General features: G+C 62.7%; 13 protein-coding genes. 12 read left to right on the top strand and 1 reads right to left on the bottom strand.

The genetic code is table 11. The features are described from left to right. The first annotated feature begins 181 nt into the window (after window positions 1-181). The 3 genes from ACYVB7_RS11850 (at window position 182) to ACYVB7_RS11860 (ending at window position 2,260) form a co-directional block, all read left to right on the top strand. Window positions 182-934 carry a hypothetical protein gene (locus ACYVB7_RS11850; RefSeq protein ID WP_460507795.1) on the top strand — a complete coding sequence of 251 codons (753 nt, stop codon included), beginning with the start codon at window positions 182-184 and terminating at the stop codon, window positions 932-934. Next, on the top strand, window positions 931-1,395 hold the full coding sequence (locus ACYVB7_RS11855) for a hypothetical protein (RefSeq protein WP_460507798.1): 465 nt from the start codon (window positions 931-933) through the stop codon (window positions 1,393-1,395). The genes ACYVB7_RS11850 and ACYVB7_RS11855 overlap by 4 nt, the downstream gene beginning before the upstream one ends. Window positions 1,396-1,714: 319 nt before the next feature. Continuing rightward, window positions 1,715-2,260, top strand: a complete 546-nt coding sequence (locus tag ACYVB7_RS11860) for a hypothetical protein (RefSeq protein WP_460507801.1) — start codon at window positions 1,715-1,717, stop codon at window positions 2,258-2,260. A 177-nt stretch (window positions 2,261-2,437) separates the two neighbouring features. Here ACYVB7_RS11860 and ACYVB7_RS11865 read toward each other — a convergent pair whose 3' ends face one another. Beyond that, a complete protein-coding gene (locus tag ACYVB7_RS11865) occupies window positions 2,438-3,073 on the bottom strand; it encodes a GntR family transcriptional regulator (RefSeq protein ID WP_460507804.1) in 636 nt (211 codons plus the stop codon). Window positions 3,074-3,176: 103 nt separating this feature from the next. On the opposite strand from ACYVB7_RS11865, the gene scpA reads away from it, so the two are divergent. The 9 genes from scpA to bioD all read left to right on the top strand — a co-directional run bounded on the left by scpA (window position 3,177) and on the right by bioD (window position 14,343). Next, the gene (scpA, locus tag ACYVB7_RS11870) at window positions 3,177-5,327 is read left to right on the top strand and encodes a methylmalonyl-CoA mutase (protein ID WP_460507807.1); all 2,151 of its coding nucleotides are present in this window, start codon (window positions 3,177-3,179) and stop codon (window positions 5,325-5,327) included. Window positions 5,328-5,404: 77 nt separating this feature from the next. Next, window positions 5,405-6,373, top strand: a complete 969-nt coding sequence (meaB, locus tag ACYVB7_RS11875; protein ID WP_460508343.1) for a methylmalonyl Co-A mutase-associated GTPase MeaB — start codon at window positions 5,405-5,407, stop codon at window positions 6,371-6,373. Window positions 6,374-6,386: 13 nt separating this feature from the next. Then, complete coding sequence (locus ACYVB7_RS11880) at window positions 6,387-7,919, top strand: acyl-CoA carboxylase subunit beta (RefSeq protein ID WP_460507810.1); 1,533 nt, start codon at window positions 6,387-6,389, stop codon at window positions 7,917-7,919. Between the two features lie 310 nt (window positions 7,920-8,229). Continuing rightward, window positions 8,230-10,308: an acetyl-CoA carboxylase biotin carboxylase subunit gene (locus tag ACYVB7_RS11885; RefSeq protein ID WP_460507813.1), complete on the top strand. Its 2,079-nt coding sequence runs from the start codon at window positions 8,230-8,232 to the stop codon at window positions 10,306-10,308. A gap of 10 nt (window positions 10,309-10,318) precedes the next feature. Further along, window positions 10,319-10,615, top strand: a complete 297-nt coding sequence (locus ACYVB7_RS11890; RefSeq protein WP_460507816.1) for a DUF167 domain-containing protein — start codon at window positions 10,319-10,321, stop codon at window positions 10,613-10,615. A gap of 16 nt (window positions 10,616-10,631) precedes the next feature. Next, window positions 10,632-11,093 carry a VOC family protein gene (locus ACYVB7_RS11895; RefSeq protein WP_460507819.1) on the top strand — a complete coding sequence of 154 codons (462 nt, stop codon included), beginning with the start codon at window positions 10,632-10,634 and terminating at the stop codon, window positions 11,091-11,093. 1 nt (window position 11,094) lies between these two features. Then, window positions 11,095-12,462 (top strand): aspartate aminotransferase family protein, encoded by a 1,368-nt coding sequence (bioA, locus tag ACYVB7_RS11900; RefSeq protein ID WP_460507822.1) that lies wholly within the window; start codon window positions 11,095-11,097, stop codon window positions 12,460-12,462. Then, entirely contained in the window at window positions 12,428-13,630 is a 1,203-nt protein-coding gene (gene bioF, locus ACYVB7_RS11905; protein ID WP_460507825.1) for an 8-amino-7-oxononanoate synthase, read from the top strand. The genes bioA and bioF overlap by 35 nt, the downstream gene beginning before the upstream one ends. Further along, complete coding sequence (bioD, locus tag ACYVB7_RS11910) at window positions 13,627-14,343, top strand: ATP-dependent dethiobiotin synthetase BioD (RefSeq protein WP_460507828.1); 717 nt, start codon at window positions 13,627-13,629, stop codon at window positions 14,341-14,343. Before bioF ends, bioD begins: the two co-directional genes overlap by 4 nt. Window position 14,344: the final 1 nt, after the last annotated feature.

Below are 14,344 nucleotides of genomic sequence, written 5' to 3' on the forward strand. Positions count from 1 at the left end.
CTCGCGTGCCACGCGTGACTGGGATGAAGTCAAGGAGGTCTGGCTCAATCCACCAAAGCACAAACAGTCACCTTCTGCATCCACTGCTTGAAAATTAAGCGGCCATCTTTCTTGACAAACACCGGCCGCCCAAAACCGCTGGATTGCGTACAACAAGATGCGCGGCCAGTACGCCAGCGCCATGGAACACGCGGTGCCCGAACAATTCTGGGTGGACAAAAGCCAATGCCGCTACGTGGATGAAGCAGGCCAGATCCAGAACCCCACCCTGGCCGACTGCGCCCAAGGCGTGAGCGCCGTGAAGGCCCTGGCCATTGCCCAGGCAGAAGGCCAACGCATCTACACCATCACCGCAGAGAATGCAGCCACGGCACTGCCGAATTTGCCCGTGGGCGGCTCGGTGGGGAATGAAATCCGCTCAGCGGTTCAAGCCGGGAAAGAAGTGACGGTGCACGAGCGGGCGATCAACGCGCATGGGTTCTCGGGGTATGGGTACATCGTCACGGACCCGGATACGGGGGGTGGGGGGTATTTGATTGAGGGGAGGGGGAATGGGGGGATTCTTTATACGGATATGGATGAGTTTGTGTTGGAGCTTCAGATAGGATGTGTGCTTGTCCAGGGGGTTTCTTTGAAATATTTGTCTCCGCAAACATTTGCCATCGCGCTTTCTTCGATGATTGGTAGCTTGGTTGGTTATGTGACTTCCGTGGCTGCTCTTGGTTTGACATATTCGCCTGACAAACTATGTCTCACTAAGGATCAAGGTGCGGCTCTGGCGGCTGGAATTACCGCGCTCGGTGTATTGGGGCAGTACACTTCCTTTGCTCCACCATTTGCCCCAACGCTTGGTGTGATGCTGGGTTTGATACTAATACTGGAAATGATGATTCACTTTGTGAGAATGAATCAAGCGATTGGTGACTGCATATGAGTGTATTTTTTCAAGATGAGCTGAATCGATTTGAGTTTTTGGCTGCTTGTTCCGCGCCATTTGTCATTCAGCTGTGCGTGTTCAAGTTTTTTCTTAAAGGTATGCCGTATTCGCTTGGGATAATTTTGGAGGTTTCGGGTGTTTTGTTTGGGGTTGTTGCCGTCTTTATTGTTGGGCGGCTACGCAATGCTGGTTTTGGTGTTGTGGCTTCTGTATTGTTTGCGTATATATTTTGTGTTTTGTTATTTTATTTTACAAGATGGTCGAAATACTTTGTGAATTTATCTTTTGTGTATGTCTATGGAGTTGTTGCGTATTTTTCGTTTTTTGGGGGGAATGGCTTTTGGGTTGATTTGAAAAATTTAGAAATTCCAGCGTATGTTAGGTGTTTGTTTGTGATTGGTGCTATTTTGTTGGTTTGGAATATGTATATTTTGTTGTTTCGGTTTCATATGTCCTGATTTTGTGAGATTGCTTGGAATTCTGTCTGTTGGCTGGGTGAGGCATTTTTGTAGAATTTGCCATTAATTCTGATTGAGATAAAAGAATGGATTTTGTCGCTTGCTAGCTGTATCTGATTTGCTTTAAATTTGATGGCTGTCCATGCTTTAAAATAAAGCGATGTGTGCCATTTTTTTTGTAATTCGAACTCGAGAAGTCCGTGCTCAGTCGCCGCTGGCTCGCATGCCCCAGTGGAAAGATTTTTAGTTAGGTGCGCAGTGCTGAAGCCGGGCTCACGCAATCAGCGAATCATGATAAATGGGGTAAAAGTGGTTGAATATGGAAATTGAAGTCATTGATGTTGGTTGTGAGTACAAAGATGGAGTCGGTATTTTCATTGGTGTTGCAATTGCGCTGACCGCTTTGCTTGTCGGAAGGATGCATGGTGGTTGGTTGATCGCTATCATTGGGCTGGTGTTGATTTGTTGTGGTGCCCACAGGTCGTTCAAGATATACCGCGTGAAAAGATCCGCAGTTGTGGTGGCCACTGTTCGCAAGGTGTGGGTCGAAAAGTACAAGCGACCAGGTTACGCGGGCGTGATTCCGAGGTTTCGAATCAAGGTCAGTCTTGATGCGGCAGGTTCATCCGATTGTCGAAATTACGTCGCCTTTGATTTGGACAATGGCTACTTTGATGAAAGTGCGGCGGTGGCTGCCGCCAAGAAGGTCTTAGCCATCTCAGTGGCGTATCACGATGGCCTGTTTGGGGTTTTTGCAGAAAACCGCATTGGGCGCGAAGTTGTTTCCAGTGCGTGGGCACTTGTCGCCTCGGGTGTTCTTCTTGTTTTGATCGGGGGCACACTTCAACTCATGCTGTTGAGTTGATTGCCGAATGTCCTTTGTGTGCATGGAGTCGGCATGTTTTCCATCGCGGTGTGCCTGCCCGTGCTGATCGCGTTCCTGTTGGCCCGTTGTGTGCGATTCACGGGCGATTGGCCCGATGCGCCGCGCGATGGGCGCTTGTGGTGACTGGCGGTCCGTGGCTGGCGGGTTGTGCACCGCTCAGTTGGCCGCTTCCAGCCCGTGCGCAAAGTGTTCGCGCATGCGCTGCACCACCGCGTCGGCGTCGCGGGTGGCCAGGGCGGTGACGATGGCGGTGTGTTCGGCCAGTGACTCTTGCAGCCGCCCCTGTTTGAACAGCGAGTGGTGGCGGTTGAGCTTCATGACCTTGCGCAGGTCGGCCACCATCTGGTTGCGCCAGCGGTTGTTGGCCAGCTCCAGCAGGCGCATGTGAAACCGCTCGTTGAGGGCAAAAAAGCGGTCGGTGTCGGCCACGGCGGCGGTCAGCTCCTGGTGCAGGGCTTGCAGCTCGGCCAGCTGGGTGTCGGTGGCGGTGCGGGCCACCACGCCTGCCGCGTCGCTCTCCAGCAGGCTGAGCAGGTGGTACACGTCGCGCAGGTCTTGTTCAGACACCTCGGTCACGTAGGCGCCGCGTCGCACCTTCATGGTCACCAGCCCTTCGGCGGCCAGCACCTTCAGCGCCTCGCGCAGCGGGGTGCGGCTGATGCCCAGCTCTTCGGCAATGCGCAGTTCGTCGATCCAGCTGCCCGGCTCCAACTCGCGGTTGAAGATGCGTTGGCGCAGCAGTTCAGCCACTTCTTCGTACAGTGCGCGGGGGGTGAGGGTGACGGCAGCCATGGGCCGGTATTGTAAGGGGGAGGCAATTTTTTGAATCAATAATTATGAATCACGTAAAATCGTCGGTTCATCCCGCTGTTGTTTCACCGCCAAGGGTCTGCCCATGTCGTCTTCTGAATTCAAACCCGCCTCGTTGTCCGATTGGGAAAAGGCCGCCGCCAAGTCCCTCAAGGACAAGCCGCTGGAGAGCCTGAACTGGGTCACGCCCGACGGCATCACCGTCAAGCCGCTGTACACCGCCGCCGACACGGCCAACCTGCCCCACACCGACACGCTGCCGGGTTTCGAGCCCTTCTTGCGCGGCCCGCAGGCCACCATGTACGCGGTGCGCCCCTGGACCATCCGGCAGTACGCCGGTTTTTCCACGGCGGAAGAATCCAACGCCTTTTACAAGAAGGCCCTGGCCGCAGGCGGGCAGGGCGTGAGCGTGGCCTTTGACCTGGCCACCCACCGCGGCTACGACTCCGACCACCCCCGGGTGACGGGTGACGTGGGCAAGGCCGGTGTGGCCATTGACAGCGTGGAGGACATGAAGATCCTGTTCAACGAGATTCCGTTGGACAAGGTGAGCGTGTCCATGACCATGAACGGCGCGGTGCTGCCCGTGCTGGCCGGGTATGTGGTGGCGGCGGAAGAGCAGGGCGTGCGCCAGGACCAGTTGAGCGGAACCATCCAGAACGACATCCTCAAGGAGTTCATGGTCCGCAACACCTACATCTACCCGCCCGAGCCGTCGATGAAGATCATTGGCGACATCATCGAGTACACGGCGCAGCACATGCCCAAGTTCAACTCGATCTCGATTTCCGGCTACCACATGCAGGAAGCCGGGGCCAACCAGGCGCTGGAGATGGCCTTCACCCTGGCCGACGGCAAGGAGTATGTGAAGACCGCCATTGCCAAGGGCATGGACGTGGACGACTTTGCAGGCCGCCTGAGCTTCTTCTGGGCGGTGGGCATGAACTTCTACCTGGAAATTGCCAAGATGCGCGCCGCCCGCTTGCTGTGGACGCGCATCATGAAGGGCTTCAACGCCCAAAACCCCAAGAGCCTGATGCTGCGCACGCACAGCCAGACCAGCGGCTGGAGCCTGACCGAGCAGGACCCCTACAACAACGTGGTGCGCACCACCATCGAGGCCATGGCCGCGGTGTTTGGCGGCACGCAAAGCCTGCACACCAACTCGCTGGACGAGGCCATTGCCCTGCCCACCGAGTTCAGCGCCCGCATTGCGCGCAACACCCAGCTCATCATCCAGGAAGAAACCCACATCACCAGCGTGGTGGACCCCTGGGCCGGCAGCTACATGATGGAAACGCTGACGCAGCAGATGGCCGACGAAGCCTGGAAGATCATCCAGGAAGTGGACGCCATGGGCGGCATGACCAAGGCCGTGGACAGCGGCTGGGCCAAGCTGAAGATCGAGGCCGCCGCGGCTGAAAAGCAGGCACGCATCGACAGCGGCAAGGACGTGATCGTGGGCGTCAACAAGTACAAGCTGAAGAATGAAGACCCCATTGACATCCTCGACGTGGACAACGTCAAGGTGCGCGAGAGCCAGATTGCCCGCTTGAAGGCCATCAAGGCCCAGCGCGACAATGCCGCCGTGCAGGCCGCCCTGAGTGCGCTGACCACCGCCGCCGAAAGCGGCCAGGGCAACCTGCTGGACCTGAGCATCCAAGCCATTCGCCTGCGGGCCACGGTGGGTGAGGTGAGCGATGCGCTGGAAAAAGTCTACGGCCGCCACCGTGCGGATACTCAAAAGGTGACCGGTGTGTACGCAGCCGCTTACGACAGTGCCGAAGGCTGGGACAAGCTCAAGGGCGAAATCGCCCAGTTCGCCGAGGAACAAGGCCGCCGCCCCCGCGTGATGATCGCCAAGCTGGGCCAGGACGGCCACGACCGCGGTGCCAAGGTGGTGGCCACCGCCTTTGCCGACCTGGGCTTTGACGTGGACATGGGCCCGCTGTTCCAGACGCCCGAGGAATGCGCCCGCCAGGCCATTGAGAACGACGTGCACGCCGTGGGCGTGAGCACGCTGGCCGCCGGCCACAAGACGCTGGTGCCCGCCATCATCCAGGCGCTGAAAGACCAGGGCGCGGACGACATCATCGTGTTCGTGGGCGGTGTGATTCCCCGCCAGGACTACGACATGCTGTACGAGGCCGGTGTGAAGGGCGTCTACGGGCCCGGCACCCCCATTCCCGCCAGCGCCAAGGACGTGCTGGAGCAGATCAAGAAGGCCGTGGCCTGAAGGCGCACTGCGTGAGCGCTGTGTCTTCTTTGCTGGACGGGGTGCTGCACGGCAGCGCCCCGGTGCAACGCCGTGCCATGGCCAAGGCCATCACGCTGATGGAGTCCACCCGGGCCGACCACCGCGCCCAGGCCGATGCGCTGCTGACGGCGCTGCTGCCGCACACGGGCCGGGCGTTCCGGCTGGGCCTGTCGGGCGTGCCGGGCGTGGGCAAAAGCACGTTCATCGAGTCGCTGGGCCTGTACCTCATTGGCAAAGGCCACCGCGTGGCGGTGCTGGCGGTGGACCCGTCGTCCAGCGTGTCGGGCGGCTCCATCCTGGGTGACAAGACCCGCATGGAGCGCCTGAGCGTGCACGAGGCCGCCTACATCCGCCCCAGCCCCAGCAGTGGCACGCTGGGCGGCGTGGCCGAAAAAACCCGCGAGGCCATGCTGGTGTGCGAGGCCGCGGGGTACGACGTGGTCATTGTGGAAACCGTGGGCGTGGGCCAGAGCGAAACGGCGGTGCAGGGCATGACCGACATGTTCTGCCTGCTGCAACTGCCCAACGCCGGGGACGACCTGCAAGCCATCAAGAAGGGTGTGATGGAGCTGGCCGATCTGGTGGTGATCAACAAGGCCGACCTGGACCCTGCCGCCGCCACCCGCGCCCGGGCCCAGATCACCTCCAGCCTGCGGCTGCTGGGCATGCACGGCCACCACCCGGAACATTCGGACCACCCGGCCTGGAGCCCCACGGTCATCCAGCTCAGCGCCTTGCTGGGCGAGGGCGTGGACCGCTTCTGGGCGGAAGTGAGCCGTTTCCGCGCCCAGCAGACCGACAACGGCCAGCTGGCGCAGCGCCGCCAGCAGCAGTCGCTGGCGTGGATGTGGGAGCGCATCGACGCCGGGCTGAAGGCCGCCTTCCGCCACCACCCCGATGTGCAGGCGCAGCTGCCGCGCATCACCCAAGACGTTGCCCAGGGCAAGCTGGCTGCATCTTCAGCAGCCAGAAACCTGCTTGGCGCTTATTCCAAAAGCGCAAGCAGCTATCAAATCAATAGTTAACCGGAGCCAAACCATGCAAGACATCCTGGACCAACTGGAGAAAAAACGCGCCGCAGCCCGCCTGGGTGGCGGGCAAAAACGCATCGATGCCCAGCACAAGAAGGGCAAGCTGACGGCGCGTGAGCGCATCGAGGTGCTGCTGGACGAGGGCACGTTCGAAGAGTGGGACATGTTCGTGGAGCACCGCTGCACCGACTTCGGCATGCAGGACCAGAAGATTCCCGGCGACGGCGTGGTGACCGGCTACGGCATGATCAACGGTCGCCTGGTGTTTGTGTTCAGCCAGGACTTCACCGTGTTCGGGGGCGCGCTGTCCGAAGCGCACGCCGAGAAGATCTGCAAGGTGATGGACCAGGCCATGAAGGTGGGCGCACCGGTCATTGGCCTGAACGATTCGGGCGGCGCCCGCATTCAGGAAGGTGTGGCCAGCCTGGGCGGTTATGCCGACGTGTTCCAGCGCAACGTGATGGCCAGCGGGGTGATCCCGCAGATCAGCATGATCATGGGCCCCTGCGCCGGGGGCGCGGTGTATTCGCCCGCCATGACCGACTTCATCTTCATGGTGAAGGACAGCAGCTACATGTTCGTGACCGGCCCCGAGGTGGTGAAGACCGTGACGCACGAGGAAGTGACTGCCGAGGAGCTGGGCGGCGCCGTCACCCACAACACCAAGAGCGGTGTGGCCGACATGGCCTTTGAGAACGACGTGGAGGCGCTGCTGATGCTGCGCCGCATGTACAACTACCTGCCGCTCAACAACCGCGAAAAGGCCCCCGTGCGCCAGAGCGGCGACCCCATCGACCGCGCCGAGCTGAGCCTGGACACGCTGGTGCCCGACAACCCCAACAAGCCCTACGACATGAAGGAGCTGATCGTCAAAACCGTGGACGACGGCGACTTCTTCGAGCTGCAACCCGACTACGCCAAGAACATCCTCATCGGCTTTGCCCGCATGGACGGGCAGACCGTGGGCATCGTGGCCAACCAGCCGTTGGTGCTGGCCGGTTGCCTGGACATCAAGAGCAGCATCAAGGCCGCACGTTTTGTGCGCTTTTGTGATGCGTTCAACATCCCTGTGGTCACGTTTGTGGACGTGCCCGGCTTCATGCCCGGCACCGCCCAGGAGTACGGCGGCATCATCAAGCACGGGGCCAAGCTGCTGTACGCGTATGCCGAGTGTACGGTGCCCAAAATCACCGTCATCACCCGCAAGGCCTACGGCGGCGCGTATGACGTGATGGCCTCCAAGCACCTGCGCGGCGACGTGAACCTGGCCTGGCCCAACGCCGAGATTGCGGTGATGGGCGCCAAGGGCGCGGTGGAAATCATCTTCCGCGAAGACAAGGGCGACCCCGCCAAGCTGGCCGCCAAGGAAGCCGAATACAAGGCCCGCTTTGCCAACCCGTTCGTGGCCGGTGCGCGGGGCTTCATTGACGACGTGATCCTGCCGCACGAAACGCGCAAGCGCATCTGCCGCAGCCTGGTCATGCTGAAGGACAAAAAGCTCGAGAACCCCTGGCGCAAGCACGGGAACATTCCGCTGTGAGTGTTGCCATGGGTCAGGCTTGTGTGGGCGCTGGATCGGGTGGGCCGGGCGTTTTGCTCCGTGTCCCCCGCGCTGCGCGCTCCTCCTTGACCTGCACAAAACGCCCAGCCCACCCGATCCCGGGGGCTTGGCATGCCACCGTTCAGCACCAATCTTCCTTCGCAGCCATGGGGGCGGTGTGTCCGCCGCAGCGAAGTCAAGGAGGAGCCCGCAGGGCGGGGGACATGAGCGGAGGCGGATATGCCGTGCCCATTGCGGGTCCAGCAACAGCCTGAGCACCACAACCGAATTTCCGAATAGGAGACTGCAAATGTTCACCAAAATCCTGATTGCCAACCGCGGCGAAATCGCCTGCCGTGTCATCGCCACTGCCCGCAAGATGGGCATCAAGACGGTGGCCGTGTACTCCGAAGCCGACAAGGAAGCCCGCCACGTCAAGCTGGCCGACGAGGCCGTGCTGCTGGGCCCCGCGCCCAGCCGCGAGAGCTACCTGGTGGCCGACAAGATCATTGCCGCCTGCAAGGCCACCGGGGCCGAGGCGCTGCACCCGGGCTACGGCTTCCTGAGCGAGAACGAGGACTTTGCCCGCCGCTGCGAGGAAGAGGGCATCGTCTTCATCGGCCCCAAGCACTACAGCATTGCGGCCATGGGCGACAAGATCGCCTCCAAGAAGCTGGCCAACGAGGCCAAGGTCAACACCATCCCGGGCTACAACGACGCCATCGAGTCGGCTGAAGCCGCGGTGGACATTGCCAAGGGCATTGGCTACCCGGTGATGATCAAGGCCAGCGCCGGCGGCGGTGGCAAGGGCCTGCGCGTGGCCTTCAACGACAAGGAAGCCTTTGAAGGCTTCACCTCCTGCCGCAACGAAGCCCGCAACAGCTTTGGCGACGACCGCGTGTTCATCGAGAAATACGTGCAGGAACCCCGCCACATCGAAATCCAGGTGGTGGGCGACAGCCACGGCAACGTGATCTACCTGAACGAGCGTGAATGCTCCATCCAGCGCCGCCACCAGAAGGTGATTGAAGAGGCGCCCAGCCCCTTCATCAGCGACGCCACCCGCAAGGCCATGGGCGAGCAGGCCGTGGCCCTGGCCAAGGCCGTCAAGTACCAAAGCGCGGGCACGGTGGAGTTTGTGGTGGGCAAGGACCAGGACTTCTACTTCCTGGAAATGAACACCCGCCTGCAGGTGGAGCACCCGGTCACCGAGTGCATCACCGGGCTGGACCTGGTGGAGCTGATGATCCGCGTGGCCGCGGGCGAAAAGCTGCCGCTCACGCAAGAGCAGGTCAAGCGTGATGGCTGGGCCATCGAGTGCCGCATCAACGCTGAAGACCCGTTCCGCAACTTCCTGCCCAGCACGGGTCGCCTGGTGCGCTTCCAGCCGCCTACGGCCAACCTGGCCCAGGGGCAGGAAACGCTGCAAGGCACCTCCTATGCCGACGAGGCCTACGGCGGTGTGCGGGTGGACACCGGTGTGCAGGACGGCGGCGAAATCCCCATGTTCTACGACTCGATGATCGCCAAGCTCATCGTGCACGGCAAAGACCGCAACGACGCTATTCGCCGCATGCGTGAGGCGCTCAACGGCTTTGTCATCCGCGGCGTGCAAAGCAACATCCCCTTCCAGGCGGCGCTGCTGGCCCACCCCAAGTTCGTCACCGGACAGTTCAACACCGGCTTCATTGCCGAGCACTACGGCCAAGGCTTCAAGGCCGAGGACGTGCCGCACGACGACCCCGGCTTCCTGGCCGCGCTGGCCGCCTTTGTGCGCTGCAAGAGCCGCGAGCGCGCCGCCAACATGAGCGGGCAGTTGCCGGGCTACGGCGTCAAGCTGGGCAGCCGTTACACCGTGGTGCTGCTGGGGGCCGAAGGCCAGAACCAGTACCTGACCGCCGACGTGATGGAATTCACAGGACATTCGGGCTTTGCCGCAATCAACATAAGCGGTAACAGCTATGAAATTGAGAGCGATAGTCGCCTCAACGAAGTGCGCATCCAAGGCCAGGTGAACGGCGTGCCCTTCACCGCCCAGGTGGAGCGGGGCACGGCCAAGAACCCCTTGGCCTTTGTGGTGCAGCACAACGGCACCAAGGTGGAAGCCCTGGTGGTGTTCCCCCATGTGGCCGAAAAACACAAGCTCATGCCCTTCAAGGCACCGCCCGACATGAGCAAGTACGTGCTGTCGCCCATGCCCGGCTTGCTGGTGGACGTGGCCGTTCAAGTGGGTCAGAAGGTGCAGGCGGGCGAACGAGTGGCCGTGATCGAAGCCATGAAAATGGAAAACGTGCTGTTTGCTGCCGCCGACGGTGTGGTGGCCAAGGTGCTGGCTGGCAAGGGCGAGTCCTTGAGCGTGGACCAGCCCATCGTCGAGTTCGAGCAATGAGGCGGGCCCTGTGAGTCACGACTTGCGCGTCACCATCCATGTGGTGCCCGGGGCCAAGAAGACCGAGGCCGTGGGCCTGCATGGCGATGCGCTCAAGGTCCGCATCTCCGCCCCACCGGTCGATGGCAAGGCCAATGCCGCGTTGCAGCGGTTTCTGGCCGACACCTTCGGCCTGCCGCTGAACGCGGTGGAGCAGACTTCTGGCCTCACCCAGCGGCGCAAGGGCTTTGTGCTGCATTGCCCCGACGCCGCGGCCTTGGCCCGCGCCCAGGCCCTGCTGGCCGAGCTGATGCAACCCACCGATTGAACCTTCAGGAAATCCCATGACCCGTCCCTTCAAAGTGCTGGGCATCCAGCAAATCGCCATTGGTGGCCCCGACAAGCAGCGCCTGCAAAAACTGTGGGTGGACATGCTGGGCCTGGAGGTCACCGGCACCTTCAAAAGCGAACGCGAAAACGTGGATGAAGACATCTGCGCCATGGGCTCCGGCCCCTTCAAGGTGGAGGTGGACCTGATGCAGCCGCTGGACCCCGAGAAAAAGCCCGCCGTGCACACCACGCCGCTCAACCATGTGGGCCTGTGGATCGACGACCTGCCCAAGGCCGTGGAATGGCTCACCGCCAACGGCGTGCGCTTTGCCCCGGGCGGCATCCGCAAGGGGGCCGCGGGGTTCGACATCACCTTTCTGCACCCCAAGTCCAACGACGAGTTCCCCATTGCGGGCGAGGGCGTGCTGATCGAGCTGGTGCAGGCACCGCCCGAGGTGATCCAGGCACTGGGCTGACATGGGGAACAACGCCGATTGGCAAGCACGCAGCCTGGCCAGCGTGTGGCACCCCTGCACCCAGATGCAACGGGCGGCCGTGGTGCCGCCCCTGCCCATGGCCCGCGCCCAAGGCCCGTGGCTGTACGACCAGGAAGGGCAGCGCTATTTCGACGCCAACAGCAGTTGGTGGGTCAACCTGTTCGGGCATGCCGATGAGGGCATTGCCACCGCGCTCAAGCAGCAACTGGACACGCTGCCCCATGTGATGCTGGCCGGGTGCACCCATGCGCCCGCCATCGAGCTGGCCGAGCGGCTGTCGGCCCGCACGGGGGGCGTGCTGGGGCACGCCTTCTACGCCAGCGACGGTGCTTCGGCGGTGGAAATCGCGCTCAAGATGAGTTTTCACCACTGGCGCAACGTGGGGCAGGGGAGCAAACGGGAGTTCGTCTGCGTGCGCCAGGGCTACCACGGCGAAACGCTGGGGGCCTTGGCGGTGACGGACGTCCCCGTGTTCCGTGACGCCTACGACCCGCTGCTGATGCGCGCGCACCAAGTGGCGTCGCCCGACGACCGCCAAGCCGGTGTGGGCGAAGACGCCCCAGCCGTGGCCCAACGCGCCGCCGCCGACCTGGAAGCGCTGCTGGCCGAGCGCCACGCGCACATTGCCGCCCTCATCGTGGAGCCGCTGGTGCAATGCGCCGCGGGCATGGCCATGCACCACGTGTCGTACCTGCAACGGGTGCGTGCGCTGTGTGACCGTTACGGCGTGCACCTGATCGCCGACGAAATCGCCGTGGGGTGTGGCCGCACGGGCAGCTTTTTTGCCTGCGAGCAGGCGGGCATCTGGCCCGACTTTGTGTGCCTGTCCAAAGGCATCACGGGTGGGTTCTTGCCGCTGTCGCTGGTGCTGTGCCGCGACGCCATCTACCGCGCTTTCCTGTCGGACGATGTGGCACGCGGCTTCCTGCACTCGCACTCCTACACCGGCAATGCCTTGGCGTGTCGCGCGGCCTTGGCCGTGCTGGATCGGTTTGACACCCACAGCGTGCTGGAACGCAACGCGCAGCAGGCGGTGTTGCTGGACCAGGCCCTGGCGCCGCTGATGGCATACCCCGGGGTGGAGCACCCGCGCCGCCGTGGCATGATCTGGGCCTTCGACGTCAAGGCGGAGCTGGCCCAAGGCCGTTTTGCCGAGGCGTTTCACCTGGCGGGCCGCCGCCACGAACTGCTGATTCGCCCCATCGGGCGCACCGTGTACCTCATGCCTCCCTACGTGCTCAACGGGGACCTCTCGCGCTGGTTGTCCGAGCGCTTGCAGGCCACCCTGCATGACACGTTGAAACTTCCCCCTGATGCTGATCGAGCACCTCAACCGTCAACTGCTTGACATCGAATCCGCGGCGCTGCGCCGTCGCCGCCGCGTGGGCTTGTCGCCGTGCAGCCCTCGGCAGCAATGGGAAGGCCAAGGCGACATGCTCGCCTTTTGCAGCAACGACTACCTCGGGCTGGCCAACCACCCCGCGCTGATCCATGCCTTGGCCGAAGGCGCGCAGCGCTGGGGTGTGGGCAGCGGGGCGTCACACCTGGTCAGCGGCCACAGCCTTGCGCATGCCGCGGTGGAGTCCCTGTTGGCGCAGTGGATGGCCCCCCACATCCCCGGCGCACGGGCGCTGCTGTTTTGCAGCGGTTACATGGCCAACATGGCCTTGATGACCACCCTGGGGGACGAGCACGCCACGCTGTTTTCCGACAAGCTCAATCACGCCTCCCTCATCGACGGGGCGTTGCTGGCGCGGGCCAAGTTGCAGCGTTATCCCCACGGGCAGCTGGAGGCGCTGGAGCGCCAGCTGAGCGCCTGTGCCACGCCCATCAAACTCATCGTCACCGACGCCGTGTTCAGCATGGACGGGGACGTGGCCAACCTGCCCGCGTTGTTGCAGCTGGCCGAGCGGCACGATGCCTGGCTGGTCATTGACGATGCCCATGGTTTTGGTGTGCTCGGTGCGGGTGGCCATGGCAGCGTGGCGCATTTCGGGCTTTCCAGCGAGCGACTGATCTGCATGGGCACCTTGGGCAAGGCCGCCGGGGTGGCCGGGGCCTTTGTGGCTGCGCACCCCACCATCATTGAGTGGCTGGTGCAGCGCGCCCGCCCCTACATCTACAGCACGGCCATGCCCCCCGCCTTGGCCCATGCCGTGCACCAAGCCTTGGTGTTGATCGAAGGCGAGGAGGGGAACACACGGCGCGAGCGGCTGAACGGGTTGATGACCCAGTTGCGCACCGGGCTGGAGGTGTTGGCGGCGCGCCATTCGGGGCTGACACTGCCGTTGTCCTCCACCCCCATCCAGCCCCTCATCGTGGGTGACAACGCCCGGGCCTTGGCCTTGGAGGCCGCGCTGCAGGCGCGGGGCCTGCGCGTACCGGCCATTCGCCCGCCCACCGTGCCGGTGGGCACGGCCCGGCTGCGCCTGACGCTGTCCGCCAGCCACACGCCAGACGATGTGGATCGCCTCTTGAACGCGCTGACCGACATCCTGGACAAGGGCGCTGCATGAAAGGCTGTTTTGTCACCGGCACCGACACCGAGGTGGGCAAAACCCGTGTCAGCGCCGGGCTGCTGCACCGTTTTGCCCAAGCGGGCGTGCGGGTGGCCGGGTACAAGCCGGTGGCGGCGGGCATGGACTGCATCGACGGCCAGTGGGTGAACGAAGACGTTCACGCCCTGTGGTCGGCCAGCAGCATCGACCTGCAACCCGAGGAGGTGGGGCCCTGTCAACTGCGGCAACCGTGTGCGCCCCATTTGGCTGCACAGGCGGAGGGGCGGGTCATTGACCGTCATGCGCTGGAGCAAGGCGCTCGGCAACTCGCCGAGCGTGCCGACCTGATCGTGGTGGAAGGGGCGGGTGGTTTGTGTGTGCCCTTGGGGCCGGATTGGGACAGCTCGCACCTCATGTGTGCCTTGAATTTGCCGGTGGTGCTGGTCGTCGGGTTGCGGTTGGGGTGCATCAACCATGCGCTGCTCACCGCCGAGGCCATTGCGGCCCGCCATCTGCACCTGGCGGGCTGGGTGGGCAACACGCTGGACCCCGCGATGCTGCATTTGCCCGACAACATCCACACGCTCACCCACGAACTGCAGCGGCGGTTTCACGCCCCTTGCCTGGGCATCGTGCCCCACCTGGAGCGGCCCGATGCCGCCGCCGTCGCCCCTCACTTTTCTGCCGCTGGCCTGCAGCGTTTGTTTGGCCAGGCGCATCCGTGTTTCTGAG

The sequence above is a fragment of the Hydrogenophaga soli genome (assembly GCF_054777695.1).

Bases quoted from the DNA above. Each gene is read 5' to 3' on its own strand.
- ACYVB7_RS11850 (WP_460507795.1), top strand. From the start codon at position 182: ATGGAACACGCGGTGCCCGAACAATTCTGGGTGGACAAAAGCCAATGC.
- ACYVB7_RS11855 (WP_460507798.1), top strand. From the start codon at position 931: ATGAGTGTATTTTTTCAAGATGAGCTGAATCGATTTGAGTTTTTGGCT.
- ACYVB7_RS11860 (WP_460507801.1), top strand. From the start codon at position 1,715: ATGGAAATTGAAGTCATTGATGTTGGTTGTGAGTACAAAGATGGAGTC.
- ACYVB7_RS11865 (WP_460507804.1), bottom strand. From the start codon at position 3,073: ATGGCTGCCGTCACCCTCACCCCCCGCGCACTGTACGAAGAAGTGGCT.
- scpA (WP_460507807.1), top strand. From the start codon at position 3,177: ATGTCGTCTTCTGAATTCAAACCCGCCTCGTTGTCCGATTGGGAAAAG.
- meaB (WP_460508343.1), top strand. From the start codon at position 5,405: ATGGCCAAGGCCATCACGCTGATGGAGTCCACCCGGGCCGACCACCGC.
- ACYVB7_RS11880 (WP_460507810.1), top strand. From the start codon at position 6,387: ATGCAAGACATCCTGGACCAACTGGAGAAAAAACGCGCCGCAGCCCGC.
- ACYVB7_RS11885 (WP_460507813.1), top strand. From the start codon at position 8,230: ATGTTCACCAAAATCCTGATTGCCAACCGCGGCGAAATCGCCTGCCGT.
- ACYVB7_RS11895 (WP_460507819.1), top strand. From the start codon at position 10,632: ATGACCCGTCCCTTCAAAGTGCTGGGCATCCAGCAAATCGCCATTGGT.
- bioA (WP_460507822.1), top strand. From the start codon at position 11,095: ATGGGGAACAACGCCGATTGGCAAGCACGCAGCCTGGCCAGCGTGTGG.
- bioF (WP_460507825.1), top strand. From the start codon at position 12,428: ATGCTGATCGAGCACCTCAACCGTCAACTGCTTGACATCGAATCCGCG.
- bioD (WP_460507828.1), top strand. From the start codon at position 13,627: ATGAAAGGCTGTTTTGTCACCGGCACCGACACCGAGGTGGGCAAAACC.